15 protein-coding genes are annotated in these 14,445 nt (G+C 44.0%); 12 read left to right on the plus strand and 3 right to left on the minus strand.

Annotated features, from left to right (window positions below; all coding sequences use genetic code 11):
- Positions 1 to 41 precede the first annotated feature (41 nt).
- From BM613_RS04150 to BM613_RS04180, 7 genes are read left to right on the plus strand one after another with little or no spacing between them, the layout of a single operon-like run.
- Positions 42 to 668: an IclR family transcriptional regulator gene (locus tag BM613_RS04150; protein ID WP_109429905.1), complete on the plus strand. Its 627-nt coding sequence runs from the start codon at positions 42 to 44 to the stop codon at positions 666 to 668.
- 29 nt (positions 669 to 697) lie between these two features.
- Positions 698 to 1,408, plus strand: coding sequence for a DUF969 domain-containing protein (locus BM613_RS04155; protein WP_109429906.1), 711 nt, complete (start codon positions 698 to 700; stop codon positions 1,406 to 1,408).
- Complete coding sequence (locus BM613_RS04160) at positions 1,405 to 2,358, plus strand: DUF979 domain-containing protein (protein ID WP_109429907.1); 954 nt, start codon at positions 1,405 to 1,407, stop codon at positions 2,356 to 2,358. Before BM613_RS04155 ends, BM613_RS04160 begins: the two co-directional genes overlap by 4 nt.
- A gap of 34 nt (positions 2,359 to 2,392) precedes the next feature.
- Positions 2,393 to 3,052 (plus strand): pyroglutamyl-peptidase I, encoded by a 660-nt coding sequence (gene pcp / locus BM613_RS04165; RefSeq protein WP_109429908.1) that lies wholly within the window; start codon positions 2,393 to 2,395, stop codon positions 3,050 to 3,052.
- Positions 3,049 to 3,741 (plus strand): 5-oxoprolinase subunit PxpB, encoded by a 693-nt coding sequence (gene pxpB / locus BM613_RS04170; protein WP_109429909.1) that lies wholly within the window; start codon positions 3,049 to 3,051, stop codon positions 3,739 to 3,741. Before pcp ends, pxpB begins: the two co-directional genes overlap by 4 nt.
- Positions 3,741 to 4,745: a 5-oxoprolinase subunit C family protein gene (locus tag BM613_RS04175; RefSeq protein WP_109429910.1), complete on the plus strand. Its 1,005-nt coding sequence runs from the start codon at positions 3,741 to 3,743 to the stop codon at positions 4,743 to 4,745. The genes pxpB and BM613_RS04175 overlap by 1 nt, the downstream gene beginning before the upstream one ends.
- A 14-nt stretch (positions 4,746 to 4,759) precedes the next feature.
- Positions 4,760 to 5,530, plus strand: a complete 771-nt coding sequence (locus tag BM613_RS04180) for a LamB/YcsF family protein (RefSeq protein WP_109429911.1) — start codon at positions 4,760 to 4,762, stop codon at positions 5,528 to 5,530.
- A 29-nt stretch (positions 5,531 to 5,559) separates the two neighbouring features.
- On the opposite strand, the gene BM613_RS04185 is transcribed toward BM613_RS04180, so the two are convergent.
- Both BM613_RS04185 and BM613_RS04190 read right to left on the minus strand, forming a co-directional pair.
- The gene (locus BM613_RS04185; RefSeq protein WP_245926234.1) at positions 5,560 to 6,522 is read right to left on the minus strand and encodes a glycosyltransferase family 2 protein; all 963 of its coding nucleotides are present in this window, start codon (positions 6,520 to 6,522) and stop codon (positions 5,560 to 5,562) included.
- A 112-nt stretch (positions 6,523 to 6,634) separates the two neighbouring features.
- On the minus strand, positions 6,635 to 8,239 hold the full coding sequence (locus BM613_RS04190) for a GtrA family protein (RefSeq protein ID WP_109429913.1): 1,605 nt from the start codon (positions 8,237 to 8,239) through the stop codon (positions 6,635 to 6,637).
- 207 nt (positions 8,240 to 8,446) lie between these two features.
- Between BM613_RS04190 and BM613_RS04195 the strand changes: the two genes are divergently transcribed.
- A complete protein-coding gene (locus BM613_RS04195; protein ID WP_109429914.1) occupies positions 8,447 to 9,574 on the plus strand; it encodes a G1 family glutamic endopeptidase in 1,128 nt (375 codons plus the stop codon).
- 126 nt (positions 9,575 to 9,700) lie between these two features.
- Positions 9,701 to 10,450, plus strand: a complete 750-nt coding sequence (locus tag BM613_RS04200; RefSeq protein ID WP_109429915.1) for a flagellar motor protein MotB — start codon at positions 9,701 to 9,703, stop codon at positions 10,448 to 10,450.
- Here the strand turns inward: BM613_RS04200 and BM613_RS04205 are convergent, their stop codons facing one another.
- Positions 10,451 to 11,158 carry a polysaccharide deacetylase family protein gene (locus BM613_RS04205; RefSeq protein ID WP_109429916.1) on the minus strand — a complete coding sequence of 236 codons (708 nt, stop codon included), beginning with the start codon at positions 11,156 to 11,158 and terminating at the stop codon, positions 10,451 to 10,453. It abuts the gene before it with no gap.
- Positions 11,159 to 12,231: 1,073 nt separating this feature from the next.
- Between BM613_RS04205 and BM613_RS04215 the strand changes: the two genes are divergently transcribed.
- The 3 genes from BM613_RS04215 to BM613_RS04225 all read left to right on the plus strand — a co-directional run.
- Positions 12,232 to 12,543, plus strand: coding sequence for a hypothetical protein (locus BM613_RS04215; protein ID WP_109429917.1), 312 nt, complete (start codon positions 12,232 to 12,234; stop codon positions 12,541 to 12,543).
- Between the two features lie 500 nt (positions 12,544 to 13,043).
- Positions 13,044 to 13,673, plus strand: coding sequence for an IS607 family transposase (locus tag BM613_RS04220; RefSeq protein ID WP_109429918.1), 630 nt, complete (start codon positions 13,044 to 13,046; stop codon positions 13,671 to 13,673).
- The coding region (locus BM613_RS04225) for an RNA-guided endonuclease InsQ/TnpB family protein (RefSeq protein WP_109429919.1) at positions 13,657 to 14,445 on the plus strand (789 nt) is incomplete at its 3' end. The genes BM613_RS04220 and BM613_RS04225, both read left to right, overlap by 17 nt.

The raw sequence follows: 14,445 nt of genomic DNA on the forward strand, positions 1-14,445 counted from the left end.
TCGTTCAAAAACTTCAATTTCCTAAAACATCCGTCTATCGTATGGTCGGTTCTTTGACGGATATGGGACTTTTGCAAAAGGAAGATGGAAAATACCGGCTAGGTTTAACTTTTTTACAATTTGGACTTCTGGTATCTGAACGTCTAGATGTTCGCAAAGTCGCGTTGCCTCTGATGTATTCCTTGCGCGATGAAGTTGGGGAAGCAGTAAATCTCATTGTTCGAGATCGTGATGAAGCGATTTACGTAGAAAAAGTAGATACTGAGCAACCTGTACGTGTTTATACACAAACAGGTCGCAGAGCGCCGATGTATGCGGGAGCATGTCCACGAATTTTGTTAGCTTTTTTACCTTTTCAGGAGCAGGAGCAATATGTGGGCAATGTGGAGCTTAAACCGTTAGCAAAAGGTACGATTACGGATCGTGCAGTTTTGCGTTCAGTGTTATCTGAATCGCGAATCAAAGGATATTCTATTAGTCATTCTGAATTGGAAAATGATACGTCTGCTGTAGCTGCCCCTATTTTTGACCATCGCGGTATGGTCATCGCGGGACTGAGTATTGCGGGGCCAACCACACGATTTGATGAGGAACGTGTTTGGACATTAGTAGAAAGAGTCGTCTTCTACGCGCATGAGTGTTCCACTCGACTTGGTTATAATGCATGAAAAAATCCATCTAAAAGCGGGTGACTGAGATGGTTCTAATTGGTGTTGGTATTGTGATTATAGGTTTCCTGTTGCGTTTAAATTCACTGCTCGTGGTTACTGTAGCCGGAATTGTTACAGGACTAGTTGCAGGTGAATCTCCGTATCAGATTTTGGTTGAGTTTGGAAAAGCTTTTACAGTAAATCGATATATGGCAATTTTTATTGCAACACTACCCGTGATTGGCCTATTAGAGCGAAATGGGTTGCGTGAACAAGCTGAAGTTTTAGTTTCAAAAATGAGAGCTGCAACAACAGGAAGATTATTGACACTCTATTTGTTTATTCGCGAAGTCGCTGCAGCACTTGGTCTTAGTGCGATCGGGGGACAACCACAGATGGTCAGGCCATTAGTTGCTCCTATGGCAGAAGGGGCAGCAGAAGCGAAATATGGAGATTTGCCTGATGATGTAAGACAAACAATTCGAGCTCATTCTGCGGCAGTCGATAATATTGGTCTATTTTTCGGGGAGGACATTTTTATTGCAGTAGGGGCAATTTTGTTAATGAATGGATTTTTTCAACAAAATCATATCTCGGCAAATCCAATTCTAATGGCGCTTTGGGGAATTCCAACGGCTATTTCTGTGTTTTTGATTCATAGCACAAGACTGTATCTACTAGATCGAGCTTTAAAAAGAAGATTAGGAAATCATGTGGACGTATCTACAATAAGCATGAGAGAGGGGATGCCTAAGTGATCATCACACTCGAAGCAGTTTATTCATTTCTTGGGATTATCACACTACTTGGGAGTGTGTATACTTTTTTGGATCGTAAAAATATTCGTCGCTTCACGTCAGGTTTGTTCTATCTTCTGTATGGTACCACATTGTTATTAGGTAAAATTCTCCCTCCCGCATTGATAGGGATTTTTGTCATGATCATGGTGGTTATTGCTGGATTTGGTGGGTTGAAGTTGGGGCATTATGGTGAGAATTCGTCTGAACAACGAGAGAGTAGTCGCCTCAGGCTGAAAAATCGCTTGTTTATTCCGGCGTTACTCATTCCTATCCTCACGGTAATCGGATCTGAAGGACTTATCGGAGTTAAGTGGTTTGGTCTATATCTGTTTGATCCAAAGAATGTGACTCTTATCTCTTTAGGAGTAGCAGCACTCATTGCATTAGTGGTAGGCTTGATGATAACAAAGAATTCACCCATTACATCAATCAAAGAATCACGGCGATTGCTCGAAGCGATTGGCTGGGCTGCAGTATTACCGCAAATGTTAGCGACACTTGGCACTTTATTTGATCGTGCGGGGGTAGGGAAAATTGTTTCGCACCTCGTGGTAGAAGTGATTCCTGCACATTCACTGTTTTGGGCGGTTTTTGCTTACTGTGTAGGCATGGCACTTTTTACGATGGTGATGGGCAATGCTTTTGCAGCTTTTCCGGTAATGACTGCAGGGATAGCTATTCCTTTATTGATTGGCCATTTTGGCATTGAAGCTAATCGCATAGCTGCGATTGGCATGTTTGCTGGGTATTGTGGAACACTGCTTACCCCTATGGCTGCTAATTTCAATATTGTTCCTGCCGCACTACTTGATTTGAAGGATAAAAATCATGTAATCAAGATACAAATGCCGACGGCGATCCTTTTATTGGCTGTAAATGTAATGCTCATGTATTTTGTTGCACGGTGAGAAATCGCGTTTGAATAAAAAGGTGCGGTGAAAAATGGAAAGACGAGTACTTCTTACTGGGTTTGATGCGTTTGGCGGAGAAACAGTAAATCCAGCCTCTGAAATTGTTAAACAGTTAAATGGAAAGGTGATCGAAGGGACTACCAAAATCTATGTGAAGGCGAGTGAAATTCCAACAGTTTTTGATCGGGCGCTTGATGTTTTAAAAGTACTGGTGCATGATTTTCAACCTCATGTTGTGATTTGTCTCGGTCAGGCGGGTGGACGTCCACATATCAGTGTGGAACGTGTTGCGATTAATCTTGATGATGCAAGAATTCCAGATAATGAAGGAAATCAACCGATTGACCAACCGATTCTCATCAAGGGCCCCTCAGCGTACTTTTCTACCTTGCCCATCAAGCGTATTGTGCGGGAACTGAAACAACTAGGTATCCCGGCATCAATTTCCAATACGGCAGGAACTTTTGTTTGTAATCATCTTTTCTATGGACTCATGCATTTTCTTACAACTGAATATCCGATAGGGAAGGGCGGGTTTATACATATTCCCTATTTACCGTCGCAGGTGGTAGATCGGGCTTTGCCTGCGATGTCTTTGGCTGATATGTTGGTAGGGATCGAAGCGGCGATTCGCGTTTCAGTAAGTGAGAATGAGGATCTTATTGTACCAGGTGGTACGGAAAACGGATGAGTGATATGGAGATCTATCCGCTTGGTGATTGTGCAGTCGTTATACAGTTTAGCAAGATGATTGAACCCAGTGTGCAATCCTTTATCCAAAAAGCGCAAAATGCGATCGAATGTCATCCGTTTTCTGGATTTCTAGAATGCACGCCCGCCTACACTACACTGACAGTTTTTTATGATCCTGTGGCTATTTCTTATGCAGAAGTCATTCAAAAATTGCGACATACGATTGCTCGTGTTTCTGAATCAGAAGTGACCCAATCTCGTATTGTATCAATTCCTGTTTGTTATGGGGGAGTATATGGCCCAGACCTTTCTTTTGTAGCACAGTATCATGGTCTTACGGAGAGTGAAGTCATAAAACTTCATACAAGCCCGGAATACCAGGTATTTATGATCGGGTTTGCCCCAGGGTTTCCATACCTCGGAGGACTCTCAAAACGCCTTGTAACACCGCGTAAAACAACGCCACGGTCGCAGATTCAAGCGGGGTCAGTTGGCATTGCGGGAGAACAGACAGGGATCTATTCAGTGTCTACCCCAGGTGGTTGGCAAATCATCGGGCGAACGCCAATCCAACTTTTTCATGTGGAAAATCATCCACCAAGCTTATTGCAGGCGGGAGATAAAGTGCGCTTTATTCCAATTACAGAGAGGGAGTACAAAAGATTAGAGATGGTGGGAATCAGGTAATGAAAGTTATTCGTCCAGGAATGTTGACCACTATTCAAGATTTAGGCAGGAATGGATTTCAAAAATATGGATTTTCTGTAGGTGGAGCAATGGATCCTGTGGCGTTGAGGATAGCCAATCTCATTGTGGGAAACCCCGAAGAGGAGGCGACTCTTGAGATTACAATGCAAGGACCCATTCTAGAATTTCAAGAGGATACTTGGATTGCTATTTGTGGGGCCCATTTTTCTGTAACGCTCAATGAGCATCGGATAGAGAATGAGCGACTCATATTTGTACAAGCGGGTTCAGTGTTGCAATTTGGTCCGCTTCTTAGTGGCTGTCGTGCTTACCTTGCAGTAGCTGGAGGATTTGAAGTACCTCGAGTGATGGGGAGTAAAAGCACGTATCTACAGGCGGGAATTGGGGGATTCTCGGGAAGGTCATTGCGCGCGGATGACATGCTTGCAATTGGTGCAGTCAAGCGCGACGATGATTTTGCAAGGGATGGGGTTTTACAGAAAACTAATTCAGCAGGCTATTTTTCATTTCCCTGGTTTATTCGCTCTGGTTTTTTTTCAGGGTATTCTTCGATTCAAACGGTGCGTGTGATTCGCGGGCGAGAATACGCGCGATTTCAAAGTGATAGTCAAGAACAGTTCTTTTCGTTAGATTTTCAAATTACAACTCAGTCTAATCGCATGGGATACCGATTGCGTGGTCCTCAGATGCTGTTGCGATCCCCGTATGAAATGTTGTCAACAGCAGTTACGATAGGCACTGTACAAGTGCCACCAGATGGAAATCCGATTATCTTAATGGCCGATCGTCAGACGATTGGAGGCTATCCAAAGATTGCAGAAGTCATCCGTGCGGATCTTCCTTTGCTTGCACAGCTAAAACCAGGGGACCGTATTCGTTTTCAAGAAGTCAGTATTGAGATGGCACATCAGTTATTACGAGCACAAGAACGGAAAATCGAGAGGATTAAAACTTCACTTCGTTTGGCGAAGCGTGATTGCTAAGGAGGTCAACCAGTGTGGATCAAATCGATATGAATTGTGATTATGGGGAAGGATTTGGGGTTTATCGTTCGGGTGAATCTCCAGATTTACTCAATTATGTTACGTCAGTCAATATTGCCTGCGGCTTTCATGCAGGCGATCCGCGTGTGATGAGGCAAGCTGTCACTTTAGCAAAGGAAAAGGGCGTAGCAATTGGCGCTCATCCAGGATTGCCAGATTTAGCTGGATTTGGTCGGCGCGAGATGAAAATTTCTGCACAAGAAGTACAAGAACTGATGATTTACCAAATTGGGGCGCTAGATGGATTTTGCCGTTCAGAGGGCATTTCCATGCAACATGTCAAGCCTCATGGTGCTCTTTATAATATGGCTGCCCGCAATGCACAATTAGCCGAAGCGATTGCGCGAGCCATCTATCTAGTAAATGATCAATTAATTCTATTTGGATTAGCAGGGAGTGAATTGATTCACGCCGGGCAACAAATTGGCCTGCGCACAGCAAGTGAAGCGTTTGCCGACCGGACTTATCAAATGGATGGGAGTTTGACGCCAAGGAACCAAAAAGATGCATTGATTCACGAGGTGGAAATCGCTGCAAATCAAGTATTGAAAATAGCGAAAGAAGGTCGGGTGCTGTCTCTGCAGGGCACTGAGGTTGTGCTTGATGCACAGACGATCTGTATTCACGGCGATGGCCCGCATGCACTTGAGTTTGCTGCTGCAATTCAACAAAAGTTGAAATTAGCAGGGATCTCTTTAGCTCCCGTTGGTCAAATGATAAGTTAGTTGAGCAATCCGGTCATTCAATCTCAAAGTTATCTAGGTGTAGATTTAAGTAAGTTTGGAGAAGGAGAAACGGATTCAAAGTTATAGACTTCGCGAATAAGATAAAGAGGGCGACCGCGCACTTCGTCATAGATGCGCCCAATATACTCGCCAAGAATCCCAAGCATCAGCAGTTGCATGCCGCCAAGAACGAGTAAAGCTACCATAATCGATGTCCATCCTTGAATTGTTACATTCGTGAAGAGTTTCATATACACAATAAGGATTGCACCGAGAAATCCCAGAATAGCTACAGTAAACCCTATTTTTGTGGCCCATTGCAACGGGCGAAAAGAAAAAGAGGTAATTCCATCCAAAGCGAATTTTATCATTTTTTTTAAGGGATATTTTGTTTCCCCCGCATAACGTTCATCCCGCACATAAGGAACACCAATTTGAGGATAGCCGGCCCATGCAACAAGTCCGCGAATAAAGCGGTGGCGTTCATGAATCGCAGATAGACTATCGACGACATTGCGATTCATGAGGCGGAAGTCCCCGGTATCAAGAGGAATATCAACATCCGTGAGACGTTGCATAGTCCGATAAAAGAGTTTCGCAGTCAATTGTTTAAAAAAAGTTTCTCCTTTGCGCTTAGCTCTCACCGCATAGACAACATCATAGCCTTGTCGCCATTGGTATATAAACTCTTTAATCAATTGCGGTGTGTCTTGCAGATCTGCGTCCATGATCACGACGGCGTCGCCTCTCGCGTGGTCTAATCCAGCTGTTACAGCAATTTGATGTCCAAAGTTGCGCGAGAAGTCAATTACTTTTACTTCAGCATGTTTTTTTGCTAACTTCAATAGTTCGCGCAGAGTTCCATCGCGCGAGCCATCATTGACAAAGATCAGTTCGTATGGAACTGCGATTTCGTCAAGAACTTCGCGCAATCGTGAATATAAGACATCAATTACTTTTTCCTCGTTATAGGTCGGAATGACAATAGACAAGAGGGATAATTCCTCTGTGCGTTTATGCACTGGCTCTTGTCCATTCTCTTTATTTGTTTCTTCAAGCGGGCGTTCAGTTAAATCTAACACGAAAAGATTCCTCCGTTCATGATTATGCGATCCAAATTCCATGGAAAAACAAATTCCCCAACATGCCGAGTCCTAGGGCGAATATCAATATGATTAAGGGAGTCGCTCGCAGACGCACGACAGTCACTGCTAAATAGACAAATCCAGGGAACAACATAAGAATATAGCGTGGAAAACTGACTAGATAGTCGTGTACATTTAAAGATGGCTCAGTAGCGGCAATCCAAAGAACGGTTATCGTGAATAACCACCATGAAAATTGTCGATAAGAACGTCGAATGTATCGCATTCCAAGTATGACCATCCAAATGGCTAGTGTAACCGTTGTTAGTTCGACGAGATCATATTCATGATACCACCCGGTCGAATGAAGCATTTTTACCCAAGTGAAAGAGTACGTCTCCCAAAGCGGCATATAGTGACGATCCCAATATTTTTCCGCAGTCAAGAAAGCCAATAAATGACCCGTGTGCGCTTTTAGATACACCATATAAAAAAGTAAGAAAAGAACTGGAAGGGTGAGCGCAAACACTTGGTGATTCAGTCGTTTCCACCATGTGCTTGTCCAAAAGCGTAAATTCATTTTACGGTAGCGAAGGTACTCAAAAAATAAGATAAGATCGAGAAAAACACCCGTATTGCGAGTGAGAGTTGCAAGTCCTGCCAAGATGCCTGCACTCCAAAAACGATTAGCCATTGCTTGTTCAACAGCAAAGACACAAAAAACCATGAAGAGAGATTCTGTATACACTGCATCAAAATAATAGCTTGTAGGGAAAAAAGCAAATAATAAAATTGATGCGCGAGCAGTCTTAGTGCCAAATTCAGTGTCTGCGATGCGTCCAATATAATATAAGAAGAAAATAAATGCGAGAAAAGAGATGAATACGCCACTGAGTGTATAAGAAAAGCCTGTTACATCGTGTAAAATCCGTATAAAGAATGGATAGAGCGGCCAAAAAGCCGTTTGTTTTAAAGTAGTAAAACCGCTCTTCGCGATTTCTAGATACCATCCAGAATCCCAATGCTTATAATAACCTAAAAACAGATTGTATATCGTAATTTTTTGCCTGTGCAAAAGTAATTCTAAAAGTGCATAAAATGTAAGCCACAGGCGTTGCGCTAGCGCTATAGCTACAGCAAAGAGGAAGAGTTCTTTTGCAGATCTACGCTGTAGATCTTTTGTTTGAGTAAGTTTTGTTGAAAGATCGATGTCTGATAGACTTTCAGTGGTAAAGACCAAATAGCGATTCGATAAGTATCCAATGACTGTCATAGGGATGATGTTAATCAGTTGTGCAATGTAAGCGATGTGTAAGCGATGAAGAATGAGGTGAAGGGTAATCTCGCTTAGGACGAGCACAAGGAGATTGATAACGAGAAATCTTTTAAAATAGGAGATGTGTCGAATCGATGGTTGAAAAGTCCATCGACTATTCACGACATAACTGCTAATCATCCCAAGCAGATATCCAATGGCAAGCGCATAGCTAGGAAGCACGTGGATGTAAACGAGGCCACTAAAGACTATATACGTGATCAAAGTGTTGAATACGCCAGTCAAAGCATATTTTATAAAGGTCCAAATTTCCGCGCGCTGTGTTTTTATAAAACGGGAGAACGCCATGGTGCCTCCTTGATTGGAAAAGATCTGATTAGACTATAGCAAAAGAGCGTAGGGCAATCAAACGATGCAATGGAACAATTCATTTGTTACATGTTTTTCAATGATTTTTTAATGAAGAGCAGGTAAACTGATAGAAGATGAACTTGTCGTTCCTATGAAAATGTTGGGACAACAAGATGGGATCGTGCGTGAAAGGAGGAATTCTAAGTGAAATCGAGAAAACCTAGGCACATTGGAACTTTGTTTGGGATAGGACTTGTGGGGATTGGAGCTGCTTCGCTACTCGCGCATGGTACTCATGCAGGGCTAAAAGAACAAGGAACAATCAGCGAAGCGAAACATTATGCAACAGATCAGTGGTCATTTCCTGCAATGGCTGGAACTTCGCAGAACTGGGCAGGTTATGTCGTTCAGCCATCTTCGTTAGCAAATGGAGAGAGTAGTGTGACAGGGAGTTGGACGGTTCCTGCGATTTCAGGCAACCCCAATGGGAATGATGCGCAGTGGATCGGTTTGGGGGGTGTGTCGAGCCACGATTTGCTGCAAATGGGGACGGTAGAACAGATGCAAAATGGACAACAGACATCTTATGTTTTCTGGGAGAAACTACCCCACGCTGCAGATGAAATGTTGCCCATTTCCCCTGGAGATCAAATTTCTGCAAAAATTATTCCGATTGGATCGAATACATGGCGGCTTACAGCGATAGTTACCCCGCGCCAAGGACAACCCTACGCAAAGTCAATCGTTGTTTCGCTAAGTTCTTCTTATGTAAGCGGAATCGAAACGTCCGCTGAGTGGATTAGTGAGGATCCATCCAATCAAAATCATAATTTATTGCCGCTAGGAAATATGGGAACGATCACTTATCGAAACGCAACAGTGAATGGGCAGCCGATTGCCTCGCCTGGAAATGAAGTGGAACCTCTCGAGATGGTAGGGACGTATGGAACACCCGAGATGATGCCAACGAAACTGAGTGCAAACGGGGAAAGTTTCCGCACGGTAATGGCTCATACGTCAGAAGGTGTGCAAAATATCGGAGGTGACAATGGGGGCTACACGATTGTCATTCCAGGTATTGGGACGATTCGCGGGATGGGAGGATTTAATGGTTTTGGTGGGTTAGGCAATGGATTCCCTGGTTTCGGGAATGGATTTGATTGGGGAACTCCGAGTGTATGGCCTCAAGGATTTCCTTCTCCACAACAAAGTCTGCAGATTTTACAGCAGTGGGTTGCACAACAAACTCAAGCGCTGCGCCAAATCGAGCGTCCAGAAGTAAATGTGTGGCCCGGAGGATTCAGTATTTCTTGGTCTTCCGTTACTCCGTAATCAGATATCTGTCGCATGATGCGAGATGGCAGCGTTTGATCGTCGCCATCTCGCACGTTTGTTTTAGCAGGAATTTGTCGGGATAAGTCGAATTGTGTAAGGAGCGTGAAAGGAGCAACTTGATCCATGAAGATAAAGCGAAGTGCTGGAAAAGCGAAAGTCAAAAAAGAAAATTCCGAGCGTTGGTTACTTACATACTCAGATTTAATCACCTTATTATTGGCGTTTTTTATTATTATGTATAGTATAGCGAGTTTAAACCAAGGTAAATTTCGTCAATTGGCAGAATCTCTACATACTGCATTGTCAGGAACAAGTACTCCGATTAGTTTTACTACTTCAGGAGGAGAACACAGCCTTTTAAAAAATACGTCATTGACTCCCGAACAACAAGGGCAAGTTGCCCAAATTGTAAAGGAAAATCGAGTGTTTTCAGATATTTATCACCAGTTGGAACAGTATATTATAGATCATCATTTGCAAGCCAATGTGGAGGCTGTGGATGAGCCACGCGGTATTCGCGTCGCAATCCATTCTGATGTGTTGTTTGATAATGGATCTGATCAATTGCGTCCGCAAGCACTACAAATTTTAAAGGGATTAGTCCCCTTTTTAAACAAGGTGACGACTCGTGTGCAAGTGAATGGGTACACAGACAGCATACCGATTCACACACAACAGTTTCCTTCAAATTGGTTTTTGTCGGTCGACCGTGCGGCGGGAGTTGTCTCTTATTTGATCGAGCAGGGGATCGATCCAAAGCGCTTATCTGCGCAAGGATTCAGTAAGTATCGTCCAGTAGCAAGCAACGCAACGGCGTCAGGTAGACAAGCAAATCGTCGCGTCGATATTGTACTCTTACACAGTTGGGCATGATTATTCATGCGTTTTTGTACTTGTCACTCGCAAGAGTTCACTAACCGTGGTGACTCGAAAATGGCGCTGTTCCAGTTGAGGAAATATTGTATGGAGAGCGGTTACGGTGTTGCTTTGGTTTCCTGCTCCATCATGAAAAAGGACAATATCTCCAGGGTGTAGATGGTCAACTACTTGTTTTGCGATCGCTGATGCTTTGCGGCCACTCCAATCGCGGGTATCCTGATCCCATGCCCAAAGAATAATTCGCAAGCCAGTTTGTTTGGTCGCTCGTCGGATACCTGAATTCACAACGCCCATCGGAGGACGAAAAAGTGTGGGATAACTCCCGGTAATATTATACACCCTTTCTTGTGTGAGTTGGATTTCTTGCAATGCACTTGCAGGAGTCCAACTTGGTGGATGGGAGTAGGAATGATTTCCGATTTCATTCCCGTTTGCGATCTCCATTTTTATGAGATTAGGATAACGTTCCGCTTTCCGTCCAATTACAAAAAAAGTGGCGTTTGCATGATGTTCTGCGAGTTCCTTAAGGATCTTTGGAGTAAAATTTGGATCAGGGCCATCATCAAAGGTAAAGGCTACAACAGGTTGTGTAGTGGGTATGCGATGTAGCAAATCAGGATCAGAAAATTCCGTCCGAGTTGTGGTAAGTGCAAGGAACAAAGAACTCGATGCGATTAAATTCAAAATTATAGAATGTGTCACTGTGCTGTCTCCCGTCTATTTACACAAGGCATTACAGTCGTCATATAAATTACTTTCAAGTTCCTGATATAGTGTAAGCAAATATTCTGGGATGTATTCAGGGACGTCTCGGGAGTGTTTTAACAGAAGGTGGGTACTGCTTGTTCGTTTTTGCAATCAGAGGTTTTCTGCACAGGATTGTCACAGCATTTTTTGCGATCCTGGCGTATGAATTGCAATTTCATTTCCTGTAAAACAAGACTTTGTCGAAAAAGTTCAATGGGGCAGTTTGCACAGTGAATGGTTCCGTATTCACCGCATAAATGATCACAAATATGATTTGCTTGATCAGTAGTTTCAACCGTGCGAGTTGCGATTCTTTGGTAAAAATGCGTACGTGGATGTTGCAGACGTCGTAGTCGCAATGGCATACTGGCGTCTGAACTCCAGTGGTTAAAACGATGGATGTTCATATTTTTTTAAGGCTCCTACAGGGTAAGTTTGTTTGCTAGGGAAATGAATTTATACTAAGCACAATGCTCATTAAACAATGTCGGGCGTTGCGTGTAAATAGCAAATCGTGTCTGAATCTGTCGAATATCCCCCACAAAGAAAACGCGAAATTTTTCGTGAATTTATCATTGGTGCCGCCGAAATTTCGTACTGCACAGTGCGCGGGTGAACTAGAATGAAGAACATGAGAATATCGTTTCGCTTGGAGAAGTAATTTTTGATTGTAATTCCAGCTTCGATTTTCTGCAATCAGGTGGATTGATCAGATATGCTGTGCCCGATGGTTTTTTTCCTGACGAAGACTATCAAAAAGGGGTTCAGGTTGGAGGACCTGGACCCATCGCCCCCCATAGAAATAAAGACGAAAGACTCGGTTTCGTTTCCCTAATCGTTGATGCGTTTAAAGCTATATGTAGAAAAATAATGCGTCTGCCTTCTTGGAATACCAGGGAATTAACCAAACAATAGGTTGGGGATGTTTATACGACGAGGGATTTTAACGCCTCTATTGCTTAGAGGCAGCATCCCGGAAAACGTACGTAGACTACAGAATGCAAATACTCGATATGGGGGAATAGTCTATGCCTACTACAGATTGGCCTGAAGATTTACCAGTGGCAGAGGTTAGAATCGCATGTCCAACGGATAAATTAGACGAAGTTGTTCGCTTTTACACGGACGGGATCGGATTGAAGCACATCGGAGGTTTTAAAGGACATCAAGGTTATGATGGTGAAATAGTGGGATTACCGGGAATCAGTTATCATTTAGAGTTCACACAACACGTGGACGGAAGCCCTTGCCCTGCACCTACCAACTGGGAAAAAGATGGAGTCACAATCGAAGATCCAGATGGTTGGCGAGTTGTCCTTATGAGACGGAGCTACAGCTGAGAACGACGATCACTACCCTTAAAAAGGTCTATTGGAACGACTTATTCAGCAAAAATGATACGCGTGGCGACATTGCAGACATAGATGATTAAGTTTGTTTTAGGTCATTGGGAGGTTGTGATGATAGGACTAGATAGTCTTCTCAGTGCAATGGTTATCGTTTTAGAAGGCAAGTTTGGTCAAATTTTAATCTTGAACCTTGACTTCACCCACAATCGCTAGAGCAAAGTCATTGACCCACATTACGAGTTTCGTGACGATACTAAATTTTACAATTCTAGCTCGTCCTCATACTCTTATTGAGCGGCTGATTAGGCATCCCGTTGGGGATTTTAACGATCTTGCTTGGGTTTTGCCGACAAACTGATTCACAGTAGCGGCTGTCGTCATCCCTGTTCTCTTGTGGGTGCTAATTGCCGTCGTGGCTTCGTATTTCTACGCCCGACAAGGGTTTAAACAGTTTTTATTGAATCTATCTAAAACTAGGTTATACTATTCATATGGACAGATTAGCAACGATAGGTGAAGCCTCAAAGATACTTGGAGTCTCCATCTCGACGCTCCGTCGTTGGGAAAAAGAAGGGCGTTTGCAACCGGATGAAATTACTCCTGGAGGCCATCGCCGATACGATCTGGTCAAACTACGCCCTGAACTATTCCGTCTTCAGCGGAGCGACAGAAAAACCGTAGCCTACGCCAGAGTTTCGAGCCATGATCAGAAAGAGGACTTGGAACGTCAGAAGCAAGTCCTTGAAATGTACTGCGCTGCACAAGGGTGGACGTTCGAGGTCGTTGCTGATCTTGGATCGGGAATGAACTACCACAAAAAAGGCTTACAACGACTATTGAACGCCATTTTGCAAGACGAAGTAGGCAGGTTGGTCATTACGCATAAAGACCGACTTCTGCGGTTTGGAGCAGAACTTGTCTTTGCTATTTGCGAGGCGAAAGAAGTGGAAGTGGTCATTCTCAACCAAGGCGAAGACACGTCGTTTGAAGAAGACCTTGCCAAGGATGTACTGGAAATCATTACGGTGTTTTCTGCGCGTCTTTATGGTTCTCGTTCACGCAAGAATCAGAAATTGCTTGAAGGCATGAAGAAGGTGGTTGACGATGCACAGAAGCCATAAGATTGCGCTTGATCCGAATCACAAGCAAGCCACCTATTTTGCCAAAGCCTGCGGTGTAGCGCGGTTCGCCTACAACTGGGGACTTGCCGAGTGGAAACGCCAATACAAGGCGGGGGAAAAGCCAACGCAAGCCTCGCTTCGTCGGCAACTGAATGCCATCAAGCGTGAACAGTTCCCTTGGATGCTCGATGTCACGAAAAACGCACCACAAATGGCGTTGATTCACCTTGGTGGTGCGTTTGAGCGGTTTTTTCGAGGCGAAGCGAAGTATCCGACCTTCAAGAAGAAAGGGATTCATGACCGGTTCACGCTCACCAACGATCAGTTTGCCGTTTGTGACAAGCGCATTCGCGTTCCGAAGTTAGGTTGGGTACGCATGCGAGAAACCTTGCGATTCTCTGGCAAGATCATGTCAGCCACCATTTCGCGAGAAGCAGACAAGTGGTTTGTGAGTCTCACGGTAGACACGGAAGATGCGCCGCCGATGTGCGAAAACCAAGCAATAGTCGGCGTGGATTTGGGTGTTAACCGATTAGCTACCTTGTCCGACGGTACATTCGTGACAGGTGCAAAGCCTCACAGAGCACTCTTGAATCGTTTGCGTCGATTGTCCCGTTCTCTATCACGCAAGCAAAAAGGCTCCAAGAATCGGGCAAAAGCCAAGCTGAAACTTGCGAAGCTCCACGCAAAGATCGCCAATATTCGCAACGACGAACTGCATAAACTCACCACCCGCCTAGCAAGTCAATACGGTGTGATCGTCATGGAGGAT

It is taken from the genome of Sulfoacidibacillus thermotolerans (assembly GCF_003144315.1).
Taxonomy (GTDB): Bacteria; Bacillota; Bacilli; order Alicyclobacillales; family SLC66; genus Sulfoacidibacillus; species Sulfoacidibacillus thermotolerans.

Coding starts and splice junctions, on each gene's coding strand:
- BM613_RS04155 (WP_109429906.1), top strand. CDS start 698: ATGGTTCTAATTGGTGTTGGTATTGTGATTATAGGTTTCCTGTTGCGT.
- pxpB (WP_109429909.1), top strand. CDS start 3,049: ATGAGTGATATGGAGATCTATCCGCTTGGTGATTGTGCAGTCGTTATA.
- BM613_RS04215 (WP_109429917.1), top strand. CDS start 12,232: ATGCCTACTACAGATTGGCCTGAAGATTTACCAGTGGCAGAGGTTAGA.
- pcp (WP_109429908.1), top strand. CDS start 2,393: ATGGAAAGACGAGTACTTCTTACTGGGTTTGATGCGTTTGGCGGAGAA.
- BM613_RS04175 (WP_109429910.1), top strand. CDS start 3,741: ATGAAAGTTATTCGTCCAGGAATGTTGACCACTATTCAAGATTTAGGC.
- BM613_RS04150 (WP_109429905.1), top strand. CDS start 42: ATGGTCGGTTCTTTGACGGATATGGGACTTTTGCAAAAGGAAGATGGA.
- BM613_RS04200 (WP_109429915.1), top strand. CDS start 9,701: ATGAAGATAAAGCGAAGTGCTGGAAAAGCGAAAGTCAAAAAAGAAAAT.
- BM613_RS04220 (WP_109429918.1), top strand. CDS start 13,044: ATGGACAGATTAGCAACGATAGGTGAAGCCTCAAAGATACTTGGAGTC.
- BM613_RS04190 (WP_109429913.1), bottom strand. CDS start 8,239: ATGGCGTTCTCCCGTTTTATAAAAACACAGCGCGCGGAAATTTGGACC.